This is a genomic window from Accumulibacter sp. (assembly GCF_032229525.1).
GTDB lineage: Bacteria > Pseudomonadota > Gammaproteobacteria > Burkholderiales > Rhodocyclaceae > Accumulibacter.
This window is the reverse complement of record NZ_JAVTWB010000135.1, coordinates 28,490-51,611: the sequence shown is the minus strand read 5'-3', so window position 1 is coordinate 51,611 and position 23,122 is coordinate 28,490. Positions and strand designations below refer to the sequence as shown.

The following is a 23,122-nucleotide window of genomic DNA, read 5'->3' as shown; positions in this document are numbered from 1 at the left end:
TCAGCCCTGCCTGAGCGTCGTCAGCGCTTCTTCGACGCTGTTCGCGACGGTGAAGAACTTCAGAAAGCCGGTCACCTCCATGGTGTCCCTGATCGATTCGGCGAGCCCGGCGAGGGCCACCCGGCCATTGTGCGCCGCCGCCTGGCGGTAAAGCAGGAGCAGCATGCGCAGACCGGCGCTGGACATGTAGCTGACCGTGCCAAGGTCGAGCACCAGCGCGCTACCGTCCTGCAGCAGGGGCAGAATCTTTTCCTGCAGGCTGGGCGCGGAACTGCCGTCTATCTCGCCCCTCACGACAACGACGGTCATCCCGTCGCGCGGAAATGCTTCGACCTCGATCGACATATGCTTGAATCCTTGGCTGAAATTGAAGCGGGCTTACTTGACTGGCGTCAGCGTGACCTTGACCCGCATATCCTGGCGGGAGTCCGGCAACTGCACCGACAGTTCGTCGGCGTCGAAGGCCGTGTACGGTCGCCCGTCGATGTCGACCGCGGTCAGGCGGACGCTGCCCTTGGGCAGGATGTCCGGGGCCACGCGCAGAATGCGGTCGGGGAAGCCGTCCGGCCGCGGCTTGAAGTACAGGCACATCGGCTCTTTCTTGATCAGCAGGTTGATGTAGGTCGCCGACAGGTAGCACAACTCGGTCGAGTGATAGGCGCTCATCGAGTGGCTGCCCTTCAAGCGTTCGTTACCGAGCAGATAGGGCAGCCCGTTGGAGAGGACGTTGAAGTAGACGCCGCCATCGTCGTGATCGAGGAAGAAGGCGTTGTAGAAAGCTGCCGCTTCGCGGCCGTGCTTCTGGTAATCCTCGTCGCCCAGACAGCCGTGCAGAATCAGGTAGGCGAGGATCGCCTGTTCCTGCTGCCACCAGGCCTTGCGATCATGCCAGACGAAGCGGTGTACCTCCTCGCCGGGAGCTAGCGTGCGCTCGACCACGTCGTACCAGCCGCCGCGCAGCTGGTCGGATCCGACATCGGGCATCAGCCGGGCGATCTTCTCGGCCAGTTCGACGTAACCGTCATTCGGACGAATGCTGTGGATACGCATCAGATTCCAGGCGATCTTGAGATTGTGGCCAACCACGGCGCGATCCTGCTGCCAGTTCCAGCTGCTGTCGTGGCTCCAGTCTTCGTGGAAACGCTCCTGGACAAATGGCGAATGCTCGTAGTCGGGGAAGTGCTTGACGATGGTGTCCGCGGTGTCGACCAGGAAATCGAGGTACTTTTCCTCGCCGGTCGCCAGCCAGAGGTTGATCAGGTAGGCCGGCGCGTGGTCGCCGACCGAGTTCCAGTTCTTGCGTGCGCGGTTGTTGCCCTTGTCGAGCAGCGGCGAGCGCGGATCGAGGCTGATCGGATCGAGGTGCGAGAAGTAGCCGCCTTGCTTGTCGTCCTTGTAGAACTTGTCGAACAGCTCGATGGTCTTCTCGATGTCGTAGAGAATGCGCGGGTCACCGGTAAGGCGATAGGTCTGCGTCGGGCCGGCGAGGGCGTAGATCTGCTCGTACATCGGCAGCGAATCGTAGTCGTCGCCGAATTCCGAGGTCAGCAGCTTGTGCTCGCGGTCGCCGGAAACCTGGATGCCGTGGTACCAATAGATCAGGTCCTCTTCCGCATCGCGGAAACGCATGTGGCCACGCAGGTACTCGGTGCCTTTTTCGGCGGCTTCGAGGAAGCTGTCTTCGCCGGTCAGCATGTAGGCCGAGGCCATGCCGTAGACCATCCGCGAAATGGTGTCGGTCTCCTGCAGGTAATCGCCTTTCTTGCCACCGCTCAGATGCAGGATGGTGCGGTAGTTGCGATAATCGATTGACTGGCTGGGATAGTTGAACTGCCAGTGCAGGTAGCTGTTGGCGATCGAGCGAATCTGCTTGATCCACCAGTCTGGTTCCTCGTGACGGTAAACCCCGGCGCCTTCGCCCGGGAAGACCATCGATTTGACCTCGGCGCGCAGCTCTCCCGCTTGCGGATAGAAGACGCAGTAGGCGAAGACCTGTTGGCCTGGCTGCAACATTTCGTCCAGACGCCCGGTGCAATCCTGGTAGGAGTCCTCGAGGTTTTCGGCAATGCGGGCGTAGGTGTTCGGCGTCAGGAAGGCGCGGAACTCGCCGCCGTTGCTGGTCTTGAGATCGAAGCTTCCGGCGTCGCGATCAACCCGAGTGACGTAACCGGCAATGGTGTCTGAATAGGAATATGCTTGGGTCTTCACGACTGCTCCTCACGATATTGGAAATTATTGTTCAGTCTGAACGGTACTTCTACCTTAGCCGTGACTTCGACAGACGGTCAACTGCTAATTGTCGATTGCCTGGCGTGCTCGCTAAAATCTATAAATCATGATCTTGATCGACCGGCGACAGCGTCAGCAACTGATTGCCGGCAGCGAAAGATCGTACGCTTGAGGACTCCCATGCCCCTTGATCACAGCCAGCTCCTGATGACCATGCTCGACGCGTTGGGCGTCGTGACCCGTACCGTCGAGCATCCACCGTTGCGCACCATAGACGACAGCAAACGCTTGCGCGGCGATCTGCCCGGGGGGCATGCCAAAAGCCTTTTCCTGAAGGACAAGAAGGGCGGCTACTGGCTGCTGGTGGCACTGGAGCAGACGCGGGTCGACCTGCGGGTGGCGGCGAGCCAGTTGCAGGCGCCACGCTTTTCCTTCGCCAACGAGAACGATCTGGGCCGGCTGCTGGGTGTTGTTCCCGGCGCCGTGTCGCCTTTCGCGGCGGTCAACGATGAACAGGGCCACGTTTGCGTGGTCCTTGAGCAGCGGGTGCTGGCGTGCGACATCCTCAACTGCCACCCGCTGAGAAATGACCGCACGACCACCATCGCCATCGGCGATCTGCTGAAATTCCTTGAGCACGTGCGGCACTCCCCGCGGGTCATTGACCTGCCCGAGCCCACAGCGAGCGAGTAAGGAAGGCCGCGGCGCGTCGCGGCTGCCCGTGTCGTCACGCGTTGCCGACCATCACGCCTGCGCTTGCCTCGCCGCTGGCGTCAGCAGGCACCGTCTCTTGCTGCGTCGCCGGAAGCTCGCTGTCGCCGCGACCATGCCAGCGCAGTGCGAGCAGCGTGATGTCATCGCTCTGCGGATGTTGGCCGACGAACGCGCGGACAGCTCCGATCACCTGGTCGATGATTGTGCGCGCGGCACAGGCGGGGGCGACCGTCGCCAGCGTGTCGCCCAGGCGCGCTTCCTTGAACAGTTCATGCGCGCTGTTCATCGCCTCGGTGACGCCGTCGGTATACAGCACCAGTGCTTCGCCAGGCTGCAGGCGGATGATGTCGTCGCGGTAGACGGTATCGGCGACGAAGCCGAGCACCAGCCCGCCCTTTTTCTTCTCCAGCATTTCCGCCGCGCCGTCGCACCGCAAGACAAAAGGCAGTTCGTGGCCACCGTCGCTGCAGCTGATTTCACCACTGTCCAGGTCGATAATAGCGGCGAAGACGGTGACGAACATGCCTTCCGGGTTGTTCTCGCAGAGGCTGCGGTTGACCCGTTCCATGATGCCGGCGACCGAGGACGAGTCGCGTTTGGCCTCGACGGTGAACAGCGTCTTGGTCACCGCCATGAACAGTGCCGCCGGCACGCCCTTGTCGGAAACGTCGCCGATCAGGAAAAACAGGCGGCGCTCGTCGAGCGGGAAAAAATCGAACAGGTCGCCACCGACCGCCTTGGCCGGCTCGAGTACCGCATGCAGGTCGAAGCGGGCGTCGAGCGGCGAACCGAAGACGCGCGGCAGCATGCCCATCTGGATGTCGCGTGCCGCCGACATCTCGCCTTCGATGCGCTCCTTGGCCGCCGTCGTTGCCTTCAGATCGGCGATGTACGTCTTGAGCGTGGTGACCATCGAGTACAGGGCGTTACCCAGATAGCCGACTTCATCCTTGCGGTTCTCCGATATCTTGAGCAGTTCCGCGTGCATCTCCTCGTCGGGGTCGAAGTTGTGCGCCACCAGGCGATGGGTCTGTACGGTCAGGAGCGACAGCGGCCGGACGATGCGGTTGAGGAAGGGCAGCGCCAGGAGCATGCCCAGTAACAGCAAGGCCACGGTCACGCCGCCGCCGATGGTCAGCAGCGAATCCATTTCGGCCCGCATGTTGACCGGCAAACGCATCAGCGCCGCGCCATTCGGCAAGCCATCGGCGCCGAAGATCGGCGCTGCAACGTACAGGAAGGCGTGCTCGAGCAGCACCTTGCGGAAGTTGCTGTCTTCGAGATACGAAGCGGCTGCGCTGGTGCTGATGACCGTTTCGACGAAGCTGCGCTGGGCTTCGCTCAAGGTGGTCGTGGTGTTGCTGCGGGGGTCCGAGGTGGCGGCCAGAGGTTCGAGGTTTTCGTCGAATATCCAGATGGTGTCGATCTGCGCCGCCGCGAGAACGGTCTCTACCATTCGTTTGAGGCCGATGCTGTGGATGATCCGGTTGGCGCGGCTCGGCAGCCGGGCGATCAGGGCCATGCCCTGGCGATCCGGCAGCGCAACGGCGCCGTAGAACAGCGCGCGCTGGTCAAGAGGGCGGTACAGAAGATCGGTCGAGACGCGGAACTGCTGCCCCTGCAGCAGCGGCTTGAACGCCGGTCTCGAAGTCAGCCCGGAGTCGCCGGCGATGCTCGCATCGATGTCGTCGAGGGACCAGAAGCGCGGATTTCCGCCGCCGTCGGTGACCCAGATCTCCGGAATGTCGTTGTTCGCGGCAATGGTTCGCAGGGCGTGGTTGATGTCCTCCGCCGAGGCCTTTTTCCGCAGCGCCAGCTGCGTCAGTTGGGCAACCATATCAGCCTGCGTGAGCACCTCCTTGTCGACGATCTGGTTGATCACTGTCGGCACCTGCTGGATGAACGTAACCGACTGGGCCAGCGTCTGGGCAATCAGCGTTCCCTCGCTCTCGGTGCGTTGCAAAACCGACTGCCAGGAGACGTAGGCGAATACGCCGGCAGCACTCGGCAGGCCAATGGCGATGATCGTCGTGACGAGAAGGAAAAGCCGGCGGCGCAGGGTCATGGTGAAGACCTTACTTCAGCCAGATGATCGACGCGGACAGCCGCTGGGCGACGGTGTAGTGGAGCGGGAAATAGACCACGCCGCGCGGTCCGAACCACTTGTCGTAGATCTCGAAATAGCCACCGCGGTACTGGTCGACGCCGTCGAGCAGGTCGGCCAGGACTTCGTTGACGAAGGCGCGCCATGCGGAGTCGTCCTGCGGCAGGCTGCAGGCCATCGTTTCGTAGGACAGCTCCTCGGTGCGCGGCAGCAAGGTGACCTTGCTCTTCAGCGGGCTGTTCTCGACCATGGCCCGCAGCACGATGCCGATGTTGGCCAGTCCGTCGAGCTCGCCACGGGCGAACATCTCGAAGCCGCTGGCCATGTCGGGTACTTCGACGGTCAGCGCATCCGGCACGTGCTGGCGGAGAATCTCTTCGGTCGTCGTGCCCGCAGCGACGCCAATGCGCTTTCCACGCAGGCTGCTCAGGTCCATGGTGGCCGTACGCCGGACCATGATGCGGGTGCCGTTGCCGAAGAAGGGGATCGAAAAATCGACTGCCTGCTGGCGTTTCCAGGTCGGCGTGGTGATCCCGCACTCGATGTCGATGGCTTGACTGGCGACCAGTTCGATGCGGTCGCTGGCGGTTGTCACGTGCAGCCTGGTGGCGATTTCACGGCCGAATTTCTGGCTCAGTTTCTTGCGGATTTCATCGATCAGGTCCACCGAGAAGCCAACCAGGCGCTCGTCGCCTTTGCCGGCCACCTTGACCCGATAGCCGAACGGCATGGCGTCGGCACGGGTGCCGGCGTTGAGGACGCCGGTCTTCCCGATGCGCTCGAGAACTGTTTCCGCCCAGGCCGTATCCTGCGCCGCGAGAGTGAGCAATGCTGCTACGGTCAAGCCCCGCAGACAGCGGTGGAGAACTGCGACAGTCGGTTTCAATGTTTTCCCCATCAGGCGCCGGTTGCCGGCGACGCGGTGACGCCGATGCGCGCCAGCAGGTGTTTTCTGGCGTAGCCCATTGCCCAACTGAGCGGAAAGGAGAAGGCCAGAAAGTAGCAGATGGCGTAAGTGTATACCCAGAGCATCGTTTCATCACCGCCGACGGCAGCGATGACGACGTTGCAGCGCGAAACGATTTCGCCGACGCCGATCACCGAAGCAGTACTCGAGGCCATGACGATGATCAGCAGATAGGTCGTCCAGCTCGGGATGAAGAGCAACGCTGCCGCATGATTGTTGCTTCGCCGGTATTGCAGGGCGACCAGCAGGTTGTCGGAGACGAAACCGACGACCGCCACCGACAGCGCCAACGACGCCTTGAGCCAAGCCGGGAAGGCGTAGAGCTGGCCGGCCACTTCGAACTCGGCCGGAATCAGGAAGGCCAGATAGAACAGGAAGACGAAGGTCGGGATATTGCGCGTCAGTTCGGTGAGCACCAGGCTGGCGCGCGCCAGCGGTTTACGCCCGGAGAGGCGCAGCCGCGCCAGCAGCGCACCGAACACTGTGCCGATGATCATCGCGACCAGTGAGATCAGGATGTTCCACGCAAAGCCGCCGGCCAGGAACGGCGTCCACGTCAGCAAGATGGTGACGATCTCAGTCGCTGCCACGCCGCAGAATCCTTCGCTCGAGATAGTTGAAGCACTGGACGACGGCCACTACCAGCAGGAAAAAGCTGATCATCAGGACGTTCATCATTGCCGTCGAGTTGCCGCGCTCGGCGACGATGGCGGTGGCTGCCGAGACCAGTTCCGGGACGGCGATGACGCTGGCCATGCCGGTCGCCTTGACGACGTTGATCAGGGAAGCGAACACCGCTGCATAGGCCAGGCGCAGCGCCTGCGACAGCGTTCGCCAACCCAGCGTAAAGCCGGCCTGCTGCGCCTTGAGTACGGAGGCGGCATCGAGCAGCGCAGAGACGATGGCGCAGCCGGTATAGGTGGACAGGCAGACGACGGCGATCGCGGCGCCGTCGAAAGTCCAGCCGAAACGACTGACGATGACGTGGCCGATGCCGAAAAAAACCAGGTAAATCAGCAGCAGCGGCGGTGTCATCCGGCCGACTGCGGCCGACAACAGGACGAAACCGCGGAGCAACGGGAGGCCAGCCTCCGCCGCCAGCGCCCCGAGGCAGCCGACGGCCAGGCTGCCGACAATGCAGGCTGCCATCAGCTGTAGGGTGACCCAGAGTCCGTGCAGGAACAGTTGGCGATCGTAGGCGTCGTGGATGATGCTCAGGTCGAAGCCTGCCTGTTCCTTGAGCAGCAAGCCAAAGCGCTGGATGCCGTCGACGTCCTCCGAGCCGAGAAGCAATTTGTTGCGGCACTCGGCTGGCCAATGGTCGTTGCCCTGGCGGGTGCACAGGGGGCTTCCGTCGGGTAGGCGCCGTGTCCAGAGTTCGCGCATCTCGGCCAGGAAGCGGCTGGGCTTGATCGTCCAGCGTTGCTCGCTGGCAATCAGCCAGCCACTGCGGTGCCAATCGGCAACCGCTTCCGAGATCGCGTGTTCGAGACGCGATCCGCGCTCACTGACGGCCAGGGCGATGGCCCACGGAGAGACCATCATCGATGGTAGTGGCGTCTCGTAGTTCGGCAATTCCGCATCGCCGAGAATGCCGACGATGGCCGTGTCGTCGTAAAGCCAGGCCACGCAGCGGCCATCGCGCAGGGCCAGTCTGGCGTCGCGGGTGCCGTTGAAAACCTGCAGTTCGAGCAGGAAGCGCTGGGCCATCGGTCGATTGAAGTAGGTGCCCTGAGTTGCACACACTTTGCGCCCGCGCAGGTCGCTCCAGGTCGACAGGTGGCTGTGGGGTGGGGCCACCGCGGTCACGCCGCTGGCGTAGTAGCTGGGCTCGACCAGGGTGGCGATCTGCCGGCGCTGCGGGGTGTCGGCGAGGGTGGCGACGAGCACGTCGATGGCCCCTTCCTCGAGCTTCTGCAGGCGGTTGGTGGAACTGACGGCCACCAGCTGCAGGCGGACCCCCAGGCGGCGCGCGAGTGCCGCGGCCAGATCGGGCTCGAAGCCGACCAGGCGACCGTTGGCGTCGAGCATGCCGAACGGCGGATAGTCGGATTTGACGCCAGCGATCAGGACGCCACGCTTCTCGATCAAATCGAGCCGGTCGGCGGGCAGCCCGTCGGCCAGCGTGCTCCGGCTGGCAATGAGGGCGAGCAGGGTCAGCAGGCAGGCGGCACAAAACCGCAGCCCGCGCCCCATGCCAGCGTTCATTTCACCTCGCCGGGAGCGCTCGGCCGCGGCACCCGTGGGCTCGCGTCCGCCTCGCTGGCCACCTCGGCCACGGCAACAAACCCGTAGGCATAGCGCAGCGGCAGGAGTGTTTTCAACACGCCGTCCAGTTTGCGCAGCAGCTTCGACCTGACGACAGCGCTTTCCGGCAGGAAACTCTCGGCGCCGACGTGGACAATACGGAATCCCTGTTGCTCGAGCTCCTGCACGAACTCGTCGATGGCGTACAGGTGGTAATACATCTTGACCACGATGCCGTCGGATGTGCGTTCGTAAAGGACGTCGCCTGCCTCCAGGTGTCCGGCCGTGAACAGGCTTTTCGCGGCCACCTGTTGCCTGGAAAAGCGTCGCGCGGCGTTGGGGACGGTGACGACGATCCGCCCGCCGGGCCGCAGCAGAGCACGGATCGAGGCCAGTGTCTCGTGGCGCAGGGTGCGCGAATAGATATGACCGAGCACGCCGAAGAGCATGATCGCCAGGTCGAATTTCTCGTCCGGATCAATACTCCCGGCGACCACTGACAGATCGCCATGCACGGGACGCAAGCGTCCGCTCGTGACGTAGCCGGCGTAGCGCGAAGACAGCTCGTCAATCGCTTCCCGGCTGATATCGCAGGCGACGATGGTCGCCGTGCTTTGCTTGAGCAACGCCTCGGCATAGCGGCCATTGCCGCAGCCGATGTCGAGAACCTTGGTGCCGAGCCTGCCGATTTGGTCAAGAACTACGGCCAGTGTCGACGAGTTGGCCTGCGGATAGCGCTTGTCGTACAGCCGGCTGGCGAAATACTGGTCGTAAGCTTCTACGACCGAGATTGGCGGCGGCATGGGTCGCTTTCCTGGAGAAAACCGACGCGGCGGGCCGCTTCGTTGGCCGCGTGCTTCCGCCAGCCGTCGACGCAACGCCACCCGCGCCTGATCAGCAGAGGCCGGGTCAAGCCCCTTTCTCGATTTCGTTCAGGAAAGTACTGATGAACTGCTCGGTTATCCCTGGATGCTTGCCGGTGATCAGGTCGCCGTCGATGACCAGATCGACGGTGCCTTCGGCACCATAGACGACTTCCGCGCCGGCGTTTTCGGCGTCACAGATGATGTTGTGGGCGCAGGTGACGCGGCGGCCCTGCAGCAGCGCGCGGTCGGCGCAAAGCAGCCACAGGCTGTGGCAGATGGTGCCGATCTTGAGCTGCTTGGTGGCCATCGCCTGGCGTATGAAGACCACCGCCGGCGCCTGGTTCGGTTCGCCCTTGCGCGGCGCAACCTGGTAGCGCAGGCGGTCGCTGGCGTAAGCGCCAATGATGATGATGCCCTTGAAATCGGCCGGCTGCACCGAATTGATTTCGGTTTCCACCAGCACATGCTCTTCGACCCAGCCGTTGTCGGGATTGGAACCGAAGGTCAGGTTGGCATTGCCCCACAGGTGGGAGAGATAGACGACCTGGTAGCCGTGCTTGGGGAACAGTTCGTTGAACAGGCGATACTCGGTCATGTCGAAGTGTTCTTCGACCAGGACGCCGATCTTGCCTTTGGTCGCTTCACCGACAATGCCGCGGAGTGGTGGGCGGGTGGAGGTTTCAGTCATGGCACGATTCCTTGAGGAGGGTGGAGTTCAGTTATGGCCGGCAAACGAGGATTCTTGCCGGGAGTGGTCGCCGCGCGAAGCTGGATCTCGATGGCGAGCGGATCGGTAAGCCACCGTCTGCAGCGGGATGCGCGCCTCATTGACGCTGCAAGGATGACGTTCACCCTATCTCGCCTGCGACGGTCTCCGCGCAGCGTGCTCGTGCCAGGGTTTGCTAGGCCTCGGCTCCAAGGATTTCGTTGAGGGCAGCAAAACAGCCAACCATCTTGTTGAATCCGGCATACACGGTCAGGAACAGGAACAACTCTTCGATCTCGTCTCGTGTGGCTCCCTGACTGAGGGCAATATGGACGTGTGCGGCGAAGGCGCTGCCAGGCCCACCCAGCGGGCTCTGGTTGACCACGTCCGATGTCAGGGCGATCAAGGCCTTCGTCTTCTGGTCGATCAGTGGCAGTCCCCACATCTCGCCAGCCACCCGGGTTACCCAGGGCCCGTACTTCGGGTTGATGGCTGTCAGTTTTTCCTGGAGATCCTTGTCATCGAGAACGGCGTTTGCGTAGGGTGTGGTCATAATTGCTTCCTTTTTTTGATCAGGTCGGTCAATTCTCGCGGACGCGAAGATGTCGCGAACGAAGCTCAAGCGTGCACCTGTTAACGGCAGCCAATGAGCTGGCTGAAGACCCAGGCGAGGCATTCTTTGGCAATCACCCGGCACCTTGCGTCGTCGAAATCTCTCTCTTCGAAGCGCGCGGAACCGCCGTGGGAAGTCATGATCGGCCTGGTCATGCTTCGATCCGGCGGTGGGGCATGGTCTTCCGCCAGATGTCTACCGGCGTGTTGCCCTGGAAAGCACTGAAAACCATTTGCTCGGGCGCGATTTCTCCACATGGGGCTTCCAGAAGCCGGGACAGGGCAGAAAATCCAGTCGGGGGGTCACGAGTATAGGAGCCGTGTTAAAGCTGGGTCAAGCGCACAGTTGGTCGCAGCGGGTCGTAGGAAAACTCTTTTCCGACAACTGACCGTAGCAGACCCGCGCGAGTTTCCCCGGCCAGCGCCAGGGAATTCGAGGTCCTCGCCAGTCGCATTGCCCAAGGGTTGCGCCGCCGCGCGCCACGGATCGGACGGCATGCTGAAGGTCGAAAGAAAACCCGCGGGCGACAAATCCCTGCGCTGCGCCCGAAGCCTCGCTGGCAGGCGATCAGCAGTAGGCTCCCGGAAAATGAGAAACGCCATCCGCTGGGCTCACGGGAATCTGAGTTCCCGAAGTCAGCTCTTGCTGATCAGTTGCAGCAATTCCGGGGAGGAAAAAACATCTCTATAAAATGTCAATTGCTCACCTTTGAAGTGGCAACCACCTCGGTGACCGCGCCTGACCCAGGCAACGCTCCCTTTGGCAAGCGTTTCATTGGTATCGTCATCGATACAGTTCCATTCGAACCATACGAACTCTCCATGAAACATGACGATGGGCCAGGTCATGGTGACGCCCGGCTGGGCGATCAAAGCCCACCAATGCTGTTCCCTGGCTTTTTGTTCTTCAATGCCGTAGTACGGCCCATCCTGGCAGAAGTACACCAGGTCTTGCCGGTATTCACCGGTCAAAATGTCCCCTCGGCCCTGTCTCAATGCCTCGCAATGCGTCGGCCACCACTCCTTGTTTTCCTGCTCGACCTGGGACATCGGATAGTCGTCACCAATCACTGGTGGCGACTTTTCCTGCATCTCGTTGATCTTCAAAGCAAGCGCGATAAAGTCGCTTTGCAATGACTCGGCTACTTGGCCGGGCCTTGAATAGTCGGCCGCGAGATCCTGGTAGTAGTTCGTCCTGTTTTTCATATTGACTCCGGAGTGTTCTGGAAGACGGGTGGCTGCGTTCGGCCGGCGCCTGGAACCATGCGTTCCCGGCTTGAGCGAAATGAATACCGATTCGGCAGAATAGCACGCAAGGCTGAGAGGGCTGTCTTCACTGGCGTGAGGAAATGGACTTGTCAGCCGCTGGTACATCAGGAGTGGACCGTGGAACAAGTCGCCGCAGCCGTGGGAGGCCATTTGCGGCATCGAGAGCAGAGTTCACTGGGTGCTCGCCGTCAGTTTCGGCGAGGATGCCAGCACCGTACGCCGCGACAACGCGCCGCAGAGGTTTCCTCTTGAAGAAAATCGTGCTCAAGCTGATTCGTCTGGACACGACGGACAAGCGTAAAACCAGTTTGCGTCTGAAGCCCAAGCGAGCCGGAGGTCGAACCTGGCGACATTGGCCGCGGCGGGCTCAGATGTTGACTGTTGCCTGGTTACCGGGGCTTGCGCCGGGGGCCGGCTCATTCTGCGGCGCCTTTTGGGGGCAGAACGATGCGCCCGCGACGCAGGAGTGCTTCCATCTCGTCAGGCGGCAGCGGGTGACTGAATAGATAGCCTTGCAGCTTCGGGCATTGCGCATGCTGCAGGAACTCGAGTTGTGCTCTGGTTTCGACGCCTTCGGCAATGACATCCAGATCGAGGCTGCGGGCCATGGAGATAATCGCAGTGGTGATGCGCGCATCGTCGGCATCCTGCGGCAGATCGTGGACGAAACTCTGATCGATCTTCAGCGTGCCGATCGGGAAGCGCCTGATGTACGACAGCGATGAGTAGCCGGTGCCGAAATCGTCGATCGAGAAGTGCACTCCCATTGCGCGCAGGCGAAACAGTCCTTTGATTCGCTTGGCCTCCGGGTTCATGAGAACGCTTTCGGTGAGCTCAAGTTCGAGGCGGTCGGCAGCGATGCCCGTGGCGATGATGATCGCCTCAACGCTGTTGAGAAACTGCGGTGCACCGAGCTGGTGTGCGGAAACGTTCACCGCCATCCGCGGCACCGAAACGCCCCGCTGCTGCCATTCCCGCACCTGGTTGCAAGCAGCATTGAGCACCCACTCGCCGATCGGGACGACCAGGCCGCTTTCCTCGGCGACAGGAATGAACTGGCCCGGCAACACCAGCCCGCGCTGCGGATGTTGCCAGCGGATCAGTGCTTCCATGCCGACGACCGTACCATCGTCGGCGCTCACCTGCGGCTGGTAGAACAGACGAAATTCGCCTCGTTCGAGGCCTTTGCGGATATCGCCTTCAAGCGCCAGGCGCTCCGTCGTTCGCGTAGTCAACGTTCGCGTATACAACTGCCAGTTGTTTCGCCCTTGCTCCTTGGCGTAGTACATCGCGGTATCCGCGTGCTTGAGCAGCGTCACGGCATCGTCGCCGTCGTCGGGGAAGAGCGCGATGCCGATGCTCGAGGTCACCGCGATCTCCTGTTCGCCGATCAGGGCAGGCTGCGCAAGCAGCGCCTGTATTCGCCGCGCGACTACGCAGGCGGTTTCGGGGGTGTCGACATCGGGTAGGACGACGGTGAACTCGTCACCGCCAAGGCGTGCGAAGTGCAAGCTCGATTCGTCCAGTGCCGGCCGGGCAATGAAAGCCCCTGCGCGCAGCTTTTCCCGCAGGCGGTCGGCGATGGTCTGCAGCAGGTAGTCGCCGGCCGTGTGCCCGAGGGTGTCGTTGATGCGCTTGAAGCCATCCAGATCGAGAAACAGCAGCGCCATCCGGCGATTCGTGCGGCGTGCCCGCAGTAACTCGCGGTCAAGGCGTTCGAGAAAGCTCTGACGGTTGGGCAAGCCGGTGAGCGTGTCAAAATAGGCCAGGCGACGGATCTTCTCCTCGCTATGCTTCTGGAGTGTGATGTCGCGTACGACGGTGACCACCTTGTCGGGTCCATGTGGCGCGATACGCGCCTCGTAGTGGTGAACGTTGCTCTCCACCGGCAGCTCGATGAACACCGATTGCAGCTCGCCGAGTTGCAGCGCGTCCTTGATGCCGAGCAGGATGGCGCTCGCTGCCTCGGTTGGCAGAACCGCTGACACGTTCTTGCCGAGCAGTTCGCCTCCGGTGACGAAGAATCGCCTCGCTTCAGGCTGTTTGTAGTCGAGACAGATCCCCTGCCGGTCGATGAGCAGGATCAAATCAGGCGTCGCCCACATGATAGCCGCCTGTCGTCCTTCCAGTTCGTGCAGTTCGCGGTGCTCTTCGCGCAGCCGGATGATCAGCGCGGCGAGCCAGAAAGCCGCCTGAAACAGGCTGCCGACAGGAAACGCGAATGCCGCCAGGCGGCTTACCTCGACGCCACTACCGATGACCGAAAAAGCCTGCACACCGCCGCCGACCATGGTCGCGCCAAGCCCCAGCGTGAACATCCGGATCGAGGCGTCGCCAGCGAAGGCGCGCCTGACGAGCAGCACCATCGTCGCCAACGCCAGGACGAAGAGCACCGCTGCCCCGGCACGGTAGCCGCCGGCATGCCATGCCGAAGCGAGGAAGCAGAGCGCGCTGAGCAAGACGCAGCCGCCGATTGCCGCGCGCATCCTGCCGCGAAGCTGCAAGAACTCCAGCACTGCGTAGCCAATGCCGAGAACCACACCCGCCACCGAGATTGCCTGGAGGATCGGGAAGTATTGCGGGCCGGGCCAGAACGGTACAAACGCCGAGCCAATGCTGAAATTTTGCACCAGCCAGCCCTGCAGCGCGACGCAGTAGAAAGCGTAGGCCAACGCCACGCGGCTGCCTGCGAATGCGTCGAAGCCCAGGGCGACGAAAATCATCATCAGCAGAATGCCGCTGTAGGTTCCCAGGCTGGCCCACAGCAGGGTGTTGTTGCGCGCGAAGCTGGCCTCGTCGGCAAGCATGATCCACGGCCGAATGGCCTTGTGGTCCTGAATGATCGCCGTGATTGCTGCGCCTTCGGGCAACGCGGGAAGGCGCGCGTAGGGAAACGGGCTGACGATATCGCGGTGGGCAAATGGCATCCCCCGACCAGACATGGACAGCCAGGGGCAGCCATTGACGTCGGTGGCAACGACAACGAAGAACTCGGCAATCGGTTCCTGCAGGTAGACGATCGGCGATCCAGCACCAAACTGCTCGCGCGCGAGCTGTATCTGGAAAGCGCGGGCCGGCTTGGTCAGCGACAACTCCGGTAGCACCAGATCCGGGCAACCGGGGCGCGGCCGTGACACCGAATCGCGGAGCCCGGTCAGCCAACGGCTCGCATCGTCCGAGCGCCCGGGACCTCGCGGGGCATCCCACAAGGTCTTCAATCCTGCCGAGACGGTATTGGCCTCCGGCGCGGCGCCCGGCAATCCAAGGGCAATCGCCACCAGCAGCAAGGCTTTAAACAGCCGCTTGGTCATCACACGCGTCGTCCCGTGGTTTTCCTGCATTCGCAGCTTCCCGTCGCCGGAAACTCCAGCAAGCTACGCGCGTCAGGGTGGCGCGATTTCATTATATGTGGCGATCGCCGCCGCTTCGCCCAGGGGAGGGCGGAGGAGGCTGGCGGCATCGCCAATCAGATTGTCGTGCATTTCGCCATCGGGGTTGGTGACACATGGCGGCTCGAAATGCGCGCGGTAGCATTCTGGGACCCTGATCCCGGGGTGGTACAGCGACCCAAGTCGTTCGCAGTCGCTTGGCCAGGGTAGGCAAAGCGGGAGCGAGGCGCCATGAGGTTTCGGCGGCAGGCGATCAGATTGCGCTGCACGGGTAGAAGCAGCAGGTAGTCGATGGCGCCATCCGGCTTCCGGTGCGCGTCGAAGGGAGGCTCCGGACACTTTTCGCCGAGCATCGCTGTGAGCCCCTCTGGTCCTGCCGTGAGCGGTCTCGCGCGCCCATCGCCACGCTGCCGGATCGCGGCTCGCGCGAGCTATCCACCGTGTTTATGGCGAGCCATGAACTGTAGATAGGCGATCACCTCGTCGATTTCCCTGGCGGTGAGCTGTGTTGGCGGCATTCTGGCGCGGGCCCGGAATTGATTCGGATCGCGGATCCACTGACGCAGAAAATCGGTGCTGCGGTATTCGGTGATGTTCTTCGGAATATTCAACTCGGGCCCGACTTCGCCGCCCTGCAGATTGACCGAGTGGCACCTCAGGCATTGCTCGCGAAATACGGCAAAGCCCCTGGCAACGTCGCTGTCGGCGGCCGCACCCGTGGGAAGCGTCAGGGGGAACTTCCTGGCGAACGAAACGGCCTCGATCCGGGTCATTTGAAATGGCCAGGAAAAGACCTTCGAGTCCGAGGTGTTGGCGCTGATGACGATGAATGGCGCCGGGTTGGTCATCGTCTTCCCGGTCGGAATCGACGACCATTGTCCTGGAACGCCATCTTCGCCGTAAGCGAGCCGGAGGTCGAACCTGGCGACGTTGGCCGCGGCGGTGTTGCTCTCGTAACCGTCCAGACAGTGGAAGACCAGGTCTTCTGCGTCGCCGGCATCCATCAGTTTGAGAACGTCGGCGAGCGAAAAGGTCAGGTAGCGAACGGGTCTGCCCAAATCCGGATTGATCACTTCGATCTCGCGTGTTTCCAGGCGGCCACGCAAGTCGTCGAGGCTGAGGCTTTGACTGCCGCGATCACTGTCAACGGTCAATACGGCAGCGGCGGATTGGGCGTTGACCGATGCACCGATCAGGAGCATCGCGAGGGCGAAAAAGGATCGAGTTACGAAAGTATTCATGGTGGTTCCTGTCTCGTTTCCCTTGCGGCGACCGCATTGGCAGTCGAGTCGTGATATTTCAACTTCAGCAGCGGCGTCAGTTTGGCCTGATCGAGCTCCTCGACCCCGGCCGCCACATGGTACGACAACCGAAATCGAGCAACACCTTCGCGTTTTTCCTGCAAGCACACGGACGCTGGCCGCATTTGGGGCAGAGGTTTTTCGTGCGCTGGCATGGCGAACTGCCGCAACCAGTCCGGATTTTCCTTCACCCAGACCTCGATTTTGACCAAGGTGTCGGCTCCTGACAGTAGCGCACACACTCCGCCACCACCAGCAACTCGACCAGGTCGTGCTCGACTTTCTGCGCTTGCCTCGAGTCGCCTACGCCAACCCATGCATCGCCCAACCGGAAGCTGGATTCTGCGCTCATGGAAGCCTCCAAGAAGACCGGAAACTAGACAAATCAAGCGGCCGTGCACACCCCGTCTATAGCGGTTTGAGCGCAAAAAACCATTTCAGGGCGTCACCGACGGTGGGCTTCATGCACTTGCCGCGTACAAGGCCGGGAGCAGGTGATGCTGGCGAGTAGCACCTGCTCAGTTTCCCCCGGACGCTCATCCGGCGCCATCAATCTGCGCCAGCGCCTGCTCGATCGGATGTCGATCGGAGGGCCGGACGAGGCGAGCGACTTCCTTGCCGCCACCCAGAAAAACCAGTGTGGGCCACAGTTTCACGCCGAACGAACGGCCCAGGGGGCGGCCGCTGCCATCCTCGATCTTGAGGTGGTGGACCCGCGGGTGGCGGCCCAGCGCCAGCGCAATCAACGGTTGGGCGGCCACGCAGTAGCCACACCATGACGCGCCGAACTCGATGAGCAGGGGTTCGTCGAGCGCATCGATTTCGGCGCGCGAAGGTTCCTGTCCGGAACGGATGGATTGCAGTTTCATACACTCTCCAGCGTCGACAGCGGTGCGGCCATCACTGACCTTCCTCGATCGCGCAGCTCTCGGCTGGTTCCAGCCAGTGACGGCAACGGTCTACGGCGCGACGCCAGCCACCGAGCAGCGCTGCGCGTTGTTCGTCGGACATTGTCGGTTCAAAACGACGTTCGGCGTGCCACATCGACGCCAACTCGTCTTCATCCTGCCAGAAACCGACCGCCAGCCCGGCCAGGTAGGCCGCACCGAGTGCCGTGGTCTCGGTGATTCGCGGTCGTACCACCGGCACGCCCAGCAGGTCGGCCTGAAACTGCAGCAAAAGGTTGTTGCCTGCGGCGCCGCCATCGACGCGCAACTCGCGCAGGCGCTTGCCGGAATCCGATTCCATGGCACTCAGCACTTCGGCACTCTGGAAGGCGATGGCTTCGAGCGCTGCGCGGGCGATGTGCGCCCGGTTGGTTCCGCGCGTCAGCCCGAGCAGGGCGCCGCGTGCATAGGGGTCCCAGTGTGGCGCGCCGAGGCCGGTATGTGCGGGGACCAGGTAAACGCCGCCGCTATCGGGTACCGAGGCGGCCAGCGCTTCGATCTCATCCGAGCGGGAAATCAACCCGAGCCCGTCTCGCAGCCATTGGACGGTAGCGCCGGCCATGAAGATGCTGCCTTCGAGCAGGTAGGTGGTCTGCCCTTGTCGCTGCCAACCGATGGTGGCCAGCATGCGGTGCTTCGAATGCATCGCCTTGTGACCGGTGTTCATCAGCAGGAAGCAGCCGGTGCCGTAGGTGTTCTTGGCCATGCCCTGCTTCAGGCAGGCCTGGCCGTAGGTGGCCGCCTGCTGGTCGCCGGCGATGCCGGCGAGCGGGATCGGGGCGCCGAGCAGCGCGCTATCCAGTGTGGTGATCACGCCGCTGCTGTCGACCACCTTGGGCAGGACGGCCGCCGGAATGTCCAGCAGTGCCAGAAGTTGCTCATCCCAGCAGTGCCGTTTGATGTCGAAGAGCAGGGTGCGCGAAGCGTTTGACGCGTCGGTGACATGGGCGCGGCCGCCCGACAGCTGCCAGGCCAGCCAGCTGTCGATCGTCCCGAAGGCCAGTTCGCCGCGCTCGGCTCGGCTGCGGGCGCCGAGCACGTGATCGAGCAGCCATTTCAGTTTGGTGCCCGAGAAGTAGGCGTCGAGGACCAGGCCGGTGCGCTTGCGAAAGAGCTCGCCGTGGCCGGCGCGCGCCAGAGCGTCGCACAAACCGGCGGTGCGGCGGTCCTGCCAGACGATCGCCCGGTGCACGGGCTCGCCGGTGGTGCGATCCCAGAGAAGGGTCGTTTCCCGCTGGTTGGTGATGCCGACGGCGGCGATCTGCGCGGCACCGATACCGTTGTCGCGCAGCACCGCACGCGCGACGGCGAGTTGCGTCTGCCAGATCTCGCCGGCATCGTGCTCGACCCAGCCGGCTTGTGGATAGTGCTGGGTGAACTCCTGCTGGGCGACAGCGAAAATGCCGCCGTCCCGGCCGAAGAGGATGGCGCGGGAACTGGTCGTGCCCTGATCGAGCGCGAGGATGAACTGTGGGCGGGTGCTTGGTGTCATCGGTCAATCCCTCCTGCAGAAAGTGTCGATTCGCGGCTCAATCGGAAAGGGGTGCCGGCAGGCTCTCGCCGCGCCATCGACTACTGTTTGACGATCAAATCGGCAATCCAGCGCTTGAGGTCGCCGACGGCCGGGTCGTAGCGCTCGCAGGCCATCAGGCTCTGGCCGAAGACGTAGGCGTACAGCAAAAGGCTGCGGCTCTTGGCTTCGTTGTCGGCAAGTCCCCGGCTGACAAACAGCTTGCGCGTGCATTCGAGGCGCCAGCTATCGACCTCTTCAACGACCGCGGCAGCCTGGGCGTCGCGCCTCGCCCATTCGCGGACCGCCAGCTCGATCGAGATGCCCTTGCGATTGCGTGTCGCGCCGTAGACGTCAATCAGATGCAGCAGCTGCTCGCGCTCCTTGCCGGGCGTGGCGACGGTCTGTTTGTCGATGTCGCGGATGCGGCCGTCGCGCCAGGTTTCGAGAACGCCGTCCACCAAGTCCTGGCGGTCCTTGAAATGCCAATAGAAACTGCCCTTGGTGACGCCGAAGCTCTTGGCCAGCACTTCGATGCGCATTCCCTGCACGCCCTGCTCGGCGAGCACGTCGATTGCCGCCTCAATCCACTCGTTGCGGTCGAGTGCTGCGCGCGCCCTGGTTGTCGCGGGCTTCATCGTCATCTGCTTCTTTCCTGAATCACGCACGTGAGGCACTATTGGCGGTCTACGTCTCGTTGCCGTGGCCGATGGTGTTGACAGCCATCTTTCCATACGGTACCGTACGCCATCCATACGACAGCGTATGGCCTATTGTCCGGTCAGATTTCGGCAATGTCAAACGCGGAGTGCTGCGCTATCGCCTTTGCTGTCGATTGCTGTGCCGTGTAGTGATAAAGGAGAAAGATTTGAAGATTCTGGTGCCAGTCAAACGGGTGGTGGATTACAACGTCAAGGTGCGCGTCAAGGCGGACGCCAGCGGTGTCGATCTGGCCAACGTCAAGATGTCGATGAACCCCTTCGACGAGATCGCCATCGAAGAAGCGGTCCGCCTCAGGGAAGCCGGCATCGCCACCGAGGTGGTGGCGGTTTCCGCTGGCCTGGCCAATTGCCAGGAAACCCTGCGCACGGCGATGGCCATTGGTGCCGACCGCGGTATCCTGATCCAGACCGAGGTCGAGCTGCAGCCCCTGGCCGTCGCCAAGCTGCTCAAGGCGGTGTGCGACAAGGAACAACCGCAGATCGTTATCTGCGGCAAGCAGGCGATCGACGACGACGCCAACCAGACCGGGCAGATGCTCGCCGGGCTGATGGGCTGGCCGCAAGCGGCCTTCGCCTCGAAGGTAGTGGTTGCCGGCCAGCAGGCGACCGTGACCCGCGAGATCGATGGGGGTCTGGAAACCATCGAAGTCGCGCTGCCGGCCGTGTTGACCGCCGACCTGCGTCTGAACGAGCCGCGCTACGCGACCTTGCCGAACATCATGAAAGCCAAGCGGAAGCCGCTGGAGACGGTGACACCGGAGGCGCTGGGCGTGGACGTCGCAGCACGTCTGAAGACGCTCAAAGTCGCCGAGCCGCCGAAGCGCAGCGCGGGCATCAAGGTGGCCGATGCCGCCGATCTGGTGATGAAACTCAAGACCGAAGCGAAGGTGATCTGACCATGGCCATACTCCTCATTGCTGAACACGACAATGCCTCGATCAAGGCGGCGACGCTCAATACGCTCACCGCGGCGACAAAGATCGGTGGTGACATTCACCTGCTGATTGCCGGCTCCGCCTGCGCCGCTGCAGCGGAGGCCGCGGCGAAGCTTGCCGGGGTGAGCAAGGTGCTGCTTGCTGACGCTCCTCACTATGCCGATCAGTCGCCGGAGAATCTGGCTGCCCTGGTCGTCGCCAATGCCGCTGCGTACGCTCACATCGTTGCTGCGGCGACCACCGGTGGCAAGAACTTCATGCCGCGGGTTGCCGCCTTGCTCGATGTGGCGCAGATCTCCGAGATCGTCGCCGTCGAAGCGCCAGACACCTTCGTTCGTCCGATCTACGCCGGCAACGTCCTTGCTACCGTGCAATCGGCCGATTCGATCAAGGTGATCACCGTGCGTGCGACGGCGTTCGACGCGGCGGGCGAGGGTGGCAATGCCGCCGTCGAGAGTCTCGCTGCCGGCCCAGATCTCGGTCAGAGCAAGCTGATCGGTCGCGAGTTGACCAAGTCGGAGCGGCCCGAACTCACCGCCGCCAAGGTCATCGTCGCCGGTGGTCGCGGCATGGGTAGCGGCGACAATTTCCACAAGCTGCTCGAGCCGCTGGCCGACAAGCTGGGGGCAGCCCTGGGTGCGTCACGCGCGGCAGTCGATGCCGGCTTCGTTCCGAACGACTACCAGGTCGGCCAGACCGGCAAGATCGTGGCGCCGCAGCTGTATATCGCGGTCGGCATCTCGGGCGCCATCCAGCATCTGGCCGGCATGAAAGACAGCAAGGTGATTGTCGCCATCAACAAGGACGCCGAGGCACCGATTTTCCAGGTAGCCGATTACGGCCTGGTCGGGGACCTCTTCGAAGCCCTGCCAGCGCTGCTGGCGGAACTCGGCGGGTAAGCGTCAGGCTGGGGCGGGCAGCGTGAACCTGCCAGACGGCCTGCTCGACGGACGCTGGATCCTGCTGGCCTGGGTTCTGTTCGTCCCGCTCGCGCTACTTGCCGTGCGGCGGGCGCCGTGGCGGGTACTGGCCGACAGTACGCGTCTGAACGCCTTTCTGGCGCTGATTGTCGCGCTGATCCTGCTCTGGCACCTGCAGGCCGGGGTCAAACCGGGCCTTTCCCTGCACCTGATTGGCGCGACCGTGTTCACCTTGTGCTTCGGCTGGGCGCTGGCCTTCATCGGTCTCTGCCTGGTCCTGCTCGGGGTAGGCGTCAACGGTTTCGTTGGCTGGCAGACTTTCGCGGCCAATGCCCTGCTCATGGCAGGCGTTGGCGTGGCTACGAGTTACGGCGTTCATCGTCTGGTGGACCGCTGGCTACCGCGTCATATGTTCGTCTATATCTTCGGCAAGGGATTTTTCGCGGCGGCAGTTGCGGTGATGGCGGTCGGCGTCGCGTCTTGCTTGCTGCTGGCATTGGCGGGGATCTACGACAGCGAGTATCTGAGCGCCGAGTATCTGCCGGTATTCTTGCTGCTTGGCTTTTCCGAGGCGTGGTTGTCGGGGATGTTGGCGACGCTGTTTGCCGTCTATCGACCGGAGCTGCTGGCTGACTTTGACGATACGCAGTTCCTCGGACGAAAATGACTCGCCTCTGTGACACCTTCGACCGAGAAGGCGCGCCGCCGGCCGCGGGGCGAATCCGGCGCCACGCCTGGTGCGCTGCAGTGTTGCTGTTGGTCTTGCCGGTCGTCTCGCTTGCAGCGCCCGACCTCAGCCTGCCCCTGCGTTTTAGCCGCGAGTTGTCCGAGCCGCGCCCAGCCAGCGCGCTGGCGCGTGAGTTGTTGCGGCTCGAGCGGCGAACCCTGCGGATGCTCAACGAAGGCAATGACGATGCGCAAGCGGTGAGCGAGAAACTCAGCTGGCTGGAGGCCGATCTGGCCGAGCTGAAAAGGGCAGAGGCTCGGCTCGCGGCAACCGCGGTGGCCGTGGCTGTGCCCTCTACCGCCGGGACCGGAAACCCGTCGGCAGTCGCCGGGGCGCTGCGGTTCTCGATGGCGCCCGCACCTGCAGGCCCTTGGTCGACAGCGCTCGAGCAAATCTCATCCGCAGCAGGCGTGGCGTCCAGGCGGTGGACGGCAGTCACCGGCCTCGCTGCGCTCACGCTCCTGCTCTCCTGGCTGTTTCTGCGCCGTCGGCAGGGTGTCTCTGAGGGCGAGCGAGTTCCCCGTCGGCGGGCCGTGGGCGCGTGGCCGGTCGTGATCGAGTCCGATCCCTTGCCCATGGCCGGAGACGCTGCGGCCGCTGCGATCATGGCGGCCCCGCCCGAGAGCGGGCTGGTGGGCCCGGCTCCGGCGCTCGAGGTGACGGCTAACCGCGAACAGACCTTCGAGCTGGCCGAGATCATGCTGTCCTGCGGTCGCGTTAGCGGTGCCGCGAATACCCTGGAGCAGTATCTGGCCGAGAATCCGAAAGCGTCTTTGCCACCGTGGATCCGTCTGCTGCAGATCTACCAGCACCACAACATGCGAGACGAGTTCGAAGCGCTGACCTGGAAGCTGAACCAGAACTTCAACGTTGAGATCATCCGTTGGAATGGTCGCTCGTCGCGAGAAGGAGACGAGTCCACGCCGCTCGACCCGGCGCATGAGAAGGCTCGGGAAA

General features: G+C 62.9%; 20 protein-coding genes and 1 pseudogene. 5 read left to right on the top strand and 16 right to left on the bottom strand.

The window, feature by feature from the left end:
* Together RUW20_RS09560 and RUW20_RS09555 are read right to left on the bottom strand one after the other, a co-directional pair.
* The gene (locus RUW20_RS09560) at positions 1-345 is read right to left on the bottom strand and encodes an anti-sigma factor antagonist (RefSeq protein WP_313951971.1); all 345 of its coding nucleotides are present in this window, start codon (positions 343-345) and stop codon (positions 1-3) included.
* A 33-nt stretch (positions 346-378) separates the two neighbouring features.
* Positions 379-2,208 (bottom strand): AGE family epimerase/isomerase, encoded by a 1,830-nt coding sequence (locus RUW20_RS09555; RefSeq protein ID WP_313951970.1) that lies wholly within the window; start codon positions 2,206-2,208, stop codon positions 379-381.
* 201 nt (positions 2,209-2,409) lie between these two features.
* Here RUW20_RS09555 and RUW20_RS09550 point away from each other — a divergent pair, with 201 nt between their 5' ends.
* Positions 2,410-2,922 (top strand): prolyl-tRNA synthetase associated domain-containing protein, encoded by a 513-nt coding sequence (locus RUW20_RS09550; RefSeq protein ID WP_313951969.1) that lies wholly within the window; start codon positions 2,410-2,412, stop codon positions 2,920-2,922.
* A 34-nt stretch (positions 2,923-2,956) separates the two neighbouring features.
* Here RUW20_RS09550 and RUW20_RS09545 read toward each other — a convergent pair whose 3' ends face one another.
* The 14 genes from RUW20_RS09545 to RUW20_RS09475 all read right to left on the bottom strand — a co-directional run bounded on the left by RUW20_RS09545 (position 2,957) and on the right by RUW20_RS09475 (position 19,499).
* Positions 2,957-5,008, bottom strand: coding sequence for a PP2C family protein-serine/threonine phosphatase (locus tag RUW20_RS09545; protein WP_313951968.1), 2,052 nt, complete (start codon positions 5,006-5,008; stop codon positions 2,957-2,959).
* Positions 5,009-5,018: 10 nt separating this feature from the next.
* Positions 5,019-5,933, bottom strand: a complete 915-nt coding sequence (locus tag RUW20_RS09540) for an amino acid ABC transporter substrate-binding protein (protein ID WP_313951967.1) — start codon at positions 5,931-5,933, stop codon at positions 5,019-5,021.
* A gap of 11 nt (positions 5,934-5,944) precedes the next feature.
* Positions 5,945-6,604, bottom strand: coding sequence for an ABC transporter permease subunit (locus RUW20_RS09535; RefSeq protein WP_313951966.1), 660 nt, complete (start codon positions 6,602-6,604; stop codon positions 5,945-5,947).
* On the bottom strand, positions 6,591-8,222 hold the full coding sequence (locus RUW20_RS09530) for a transporter substrate-binding domain-containing protein (protein WP_313951965.1): 1,632 nt from the start codon (positions 8,220-8,222) through the stop codon (positions 6,591-6,593). The genes RUW20_RS09535 and RUW20_RS09530 overlap by 14 nt, the downstream gene beginning before the upstream one ends.
* On the bottom strand, positions 8,219-9,064 hold the full coding sequence (locus tag RUW20_RS09525) for a class I SAM-dependent methyltransferase (RefSeq protein WP_313951964.1): 846 nt from the start codon (positions 9,062-9,064) through the stop codon (positions 8,219-8,221). Before RUW20_RS09525 ends, RUW20_RS09530 begins: the two co-directional genes overlap by 4 nt.
* A 106-nt stretch (positions 9,065-9,170) precedes the next feature.
* Positions 9,171-9,815, bottom strand: a complete 645-nt coding sequence (locus RUW20_RS09520) for a DJ-1/PfpI family protein (protein ID WP_313951963.1) — start codon at positions 9,813-9,815, stop codon at positions 9,171-9,173.
* 214 nt (positions 9,816-10,029) lie between these two features.
* Entirely contained in the window at positions 10,030-10,386 is a 357-nt protein-coding gene (locus RUW20_RS09515) for a carboxymuconolactone decarboxylase family protein (RefSeq protein WP_313951962.1), read from the bottom strand.
* A 695-nt stretch (positions 10,387-11,081) separates the two neighbouring features.
* The gene (locus RUW20_RS09510) at positions 11,082-11,651 is read right to left on the bottom strand and encodes a hypothetical protein (protein ID WP_313951980.1); all 570 of its coding nucleotides are present in this window, start codon (positions 11,649-11,651) and stop codon (positions 11,082-11,084) included.
* Between the two features lie 479 nt (positions 11,652-12,130).
* The gene (locus tag RUW20_RS09500; RefSeq protein ID WP_313951961.1) at positions 12,131-15,055 is read right to left on the bottom strand and encodes a putative bifunctional diguanylate cyclase/phosphodiesterase; all 2,925 of its coding nucleotides are present in this window, start codon (positions 15,053-15,055) and stop codon (positions 12,131-12,133) included.
* A 479-nt stretch (positions 15,056-15,534) separates the two neighbouring features.
* A complete protein-coding gene (locus RUW20_RS09495; protein WP_313951960.1) occupies positions 15,535-16,344 on the bottom strand; it encodes a c-type cytochrome in 810 nt (269 codons plus the stop codon).
* Positions 16,341-16,616: a hypothetical protein gene (locus RUW20_RS09490; protein ID WP_313951959.1), complete on the bottom strand. Its 276-nt coding sequence runs from the start codon at positions 16,614-16,616 to the stop codon at positions 16,341-16,343. Before RUW20_RS09490 ends, RUW20_RS09495 begins: the two co-directional genes overlap by 4 nt.
* Positions 16,617-16,940: 324 nt before the next feature.
* Positions 16,941-17,273 (bottom strand): thioredoxin family protein, encoded by a 333-nt coding sequence (locus RUW20_RS09485; protein WP_313951958.1) that lies wholly within the window; start codon positions 17,271-17,273, stop codon positions 16,941-16,943.
* Positions 17,274-17,304: 31 nt separating this feature from the next.
* Positions 17,305-18,843, bottom strand: coding sequence for a glycerol kinase GlpK (gene glpK / locus RUW20_RS09480; RefSeq protein WP_313951957.1), 1,539 nt, complete (start codon positions 18,841-18,843; stop codon positions 17,305-17,307).
* An 80-nt stretch (positions 18,844-18,923) separates the two neighbouring features.
* Positions 18,924-19,499: a TetR/AcrR family transcriptional regulator gene (locus RUW20_RS09475; protein WP_409559337.1), complete on the bottom strand. Its 576-nt coding sequence runs from the start codon at positions 19,497-19,499 to the stop codon at positions 18,924-18,926.
* A 230-nt stretch (positions 19,500-19,729) separates the two neighbouring features.
* On the opposite strand from RUW20_RS09475, the gene RUW20_RS09470 reads away from it, so the two are divergent.
* From RUW20_RS09470 to RUW20_RS09455, 4 genes and pseudogenes are all read left to right on the top strand, one after another.
* A complete protein-coding gene (locus RUW20_RS09470) occupies positions 19,730-20,479 on the top strand; it encodes an electron transfer flavoprotein subunit beta/FixA family protein (RefSeq protein WP_313951954.1) in 750 nt (249 codons plus the stop codon).
* Positions 20,480-20,481: 2 nt separating this feature from the next.
* Positions 20,482-21,417 carry an electron transfer flavoprotein subunit alpha/FixB family protein gene (locus RUW20_RS09465; RefSeq protein ID WP_313951953.1) on the top strand — a complete coding sequence of 312 codons (936 nt, stop codon included), beginning with the start codon at positions 20,482-20,484 and terminating at the stop codon, positions 21,415-21,417.
* A gap of 22 nt (positions 21,418-21,439) precedes the next feature.
* Positions 21,440-22,105: an energy-coupling factor ABC transporter permease gene (locus RUW20_RS09460; RefSeq protein WP_313951952.1), complete on the top strand. Its 666-nt coding sequence runs from the start codon at positions 21,440-21,442 to the stop codon at positions 22,103-22,105.
* Between the two features lie 80 nt (positions 22,106-22,185).
* A pseudogene (locus RUW20_RS09455) lies at positions 22,186-23,122 on the top strand (hypothetical protein); the annotation flags it as partial.

Excerpts from the sequence above, each read along its gene's own strand:
- RUW20_RS09545 (WP_313951968.1), bottom strand. The coding sequence starts at position 5,008 with ATGACCCTGCGCCGCCGGCTTTTCCTTCTCGTCACGACGATCATCGCC.
- RUW20_RS09530 (WP_313951965.1), bottom strand. The coding sequence starts at position 8,222 with ATGAACGCTGGCATGGGGCGCGGGCTGCGGTTTTGTGCCGCCTGCCTG.
- RUW20_RS09485 (WP_313951958.1), bottom strand. The coding sequence starts at position 17,273 with ATGAAACTGCAATCCATCCGTTCCGGACAGGAACCTTCGCGCGCCGAA.
- RUW20_RS09495 (WP_313951960.1), bottom strand. The coding sequence starts at position 16,344 with ATGAATACTTTCGTAACTCGATCCTTTTTCGCCCTCGCGATGCTCCTG.
- glpK (WP_313951957.1), bottom strand. The coding sequence starts at position 18,843 with ATGACACCAAGCACCCGCCCACAGTTCATCCTCGCGCTCGATCAGGGC.
- RUW20_RS09465 (WP_313951953.1), top strand. The coding sequence starts at position 20,482 with ATGGCCATACTCCTCATTGCTGAACACGACAATGCCTCGATCAAGGCG.
- RUW20_RS09525 (WP_313951964.1), bottom strand. The coding sequence starts at position 9,064 with ATGCCGCCGCCAATCTCGGTCGTAGAAGCTTACGACCAGTATTTCGCC.
- RUW20_RS09550 (WP_313951969.1), top strand. The coding sequence starts at position 2,410 with ATGCCCCTTGATCACAGCCAGCTCCTGATGACCATGCTCGACGCGTTG.
- RUW20_RS09475 (WP_409559337.1), bottom strand. The coding sequence starts at position 19,499 with ATGAAGCCCGCGACAACCAGGGCGCGCGCAGCACTCGACCGCAACGAG.
- RUW20_RS09520 (WP_313951963.1), bottom strand. The coding sequence starts at position 9,815 with ATGACTGAAACCTCCACCCGCCCACCACTCCGCGGCATTGTCGGTGAA.
- RUW20_RS09510 (WP_313951980.1), bottom strand. The coding sequence starts at position 11,651 with ATGAAAAACAGGACGAACTACTACCAGGATCTCGCGGCCGACTATTCA.
- RUW20_RS09560 (WP_313951971.1), bottom strand. The coding sequence starts at position 345 with ATGTCGATCGAGGTCGAAGCATTTCCGCGCGACGGGATGACCGTCGTT.
- RUW20_RS09500 (WP_313951961.1), bottom strand. The coding sequence starts at position 15,055 with ATGCAGGAAAACCACGGGACGACGCGTGTGATGACCAAGCGGCTGTTT.
- RUW20_RS09515 (WP_313951962.1), bottom strand. The coding sequence starts at position 10,386 with ATGACCACACCCTACGCAAACGCCGTTCTCGATGACAAGGATCTCCAG.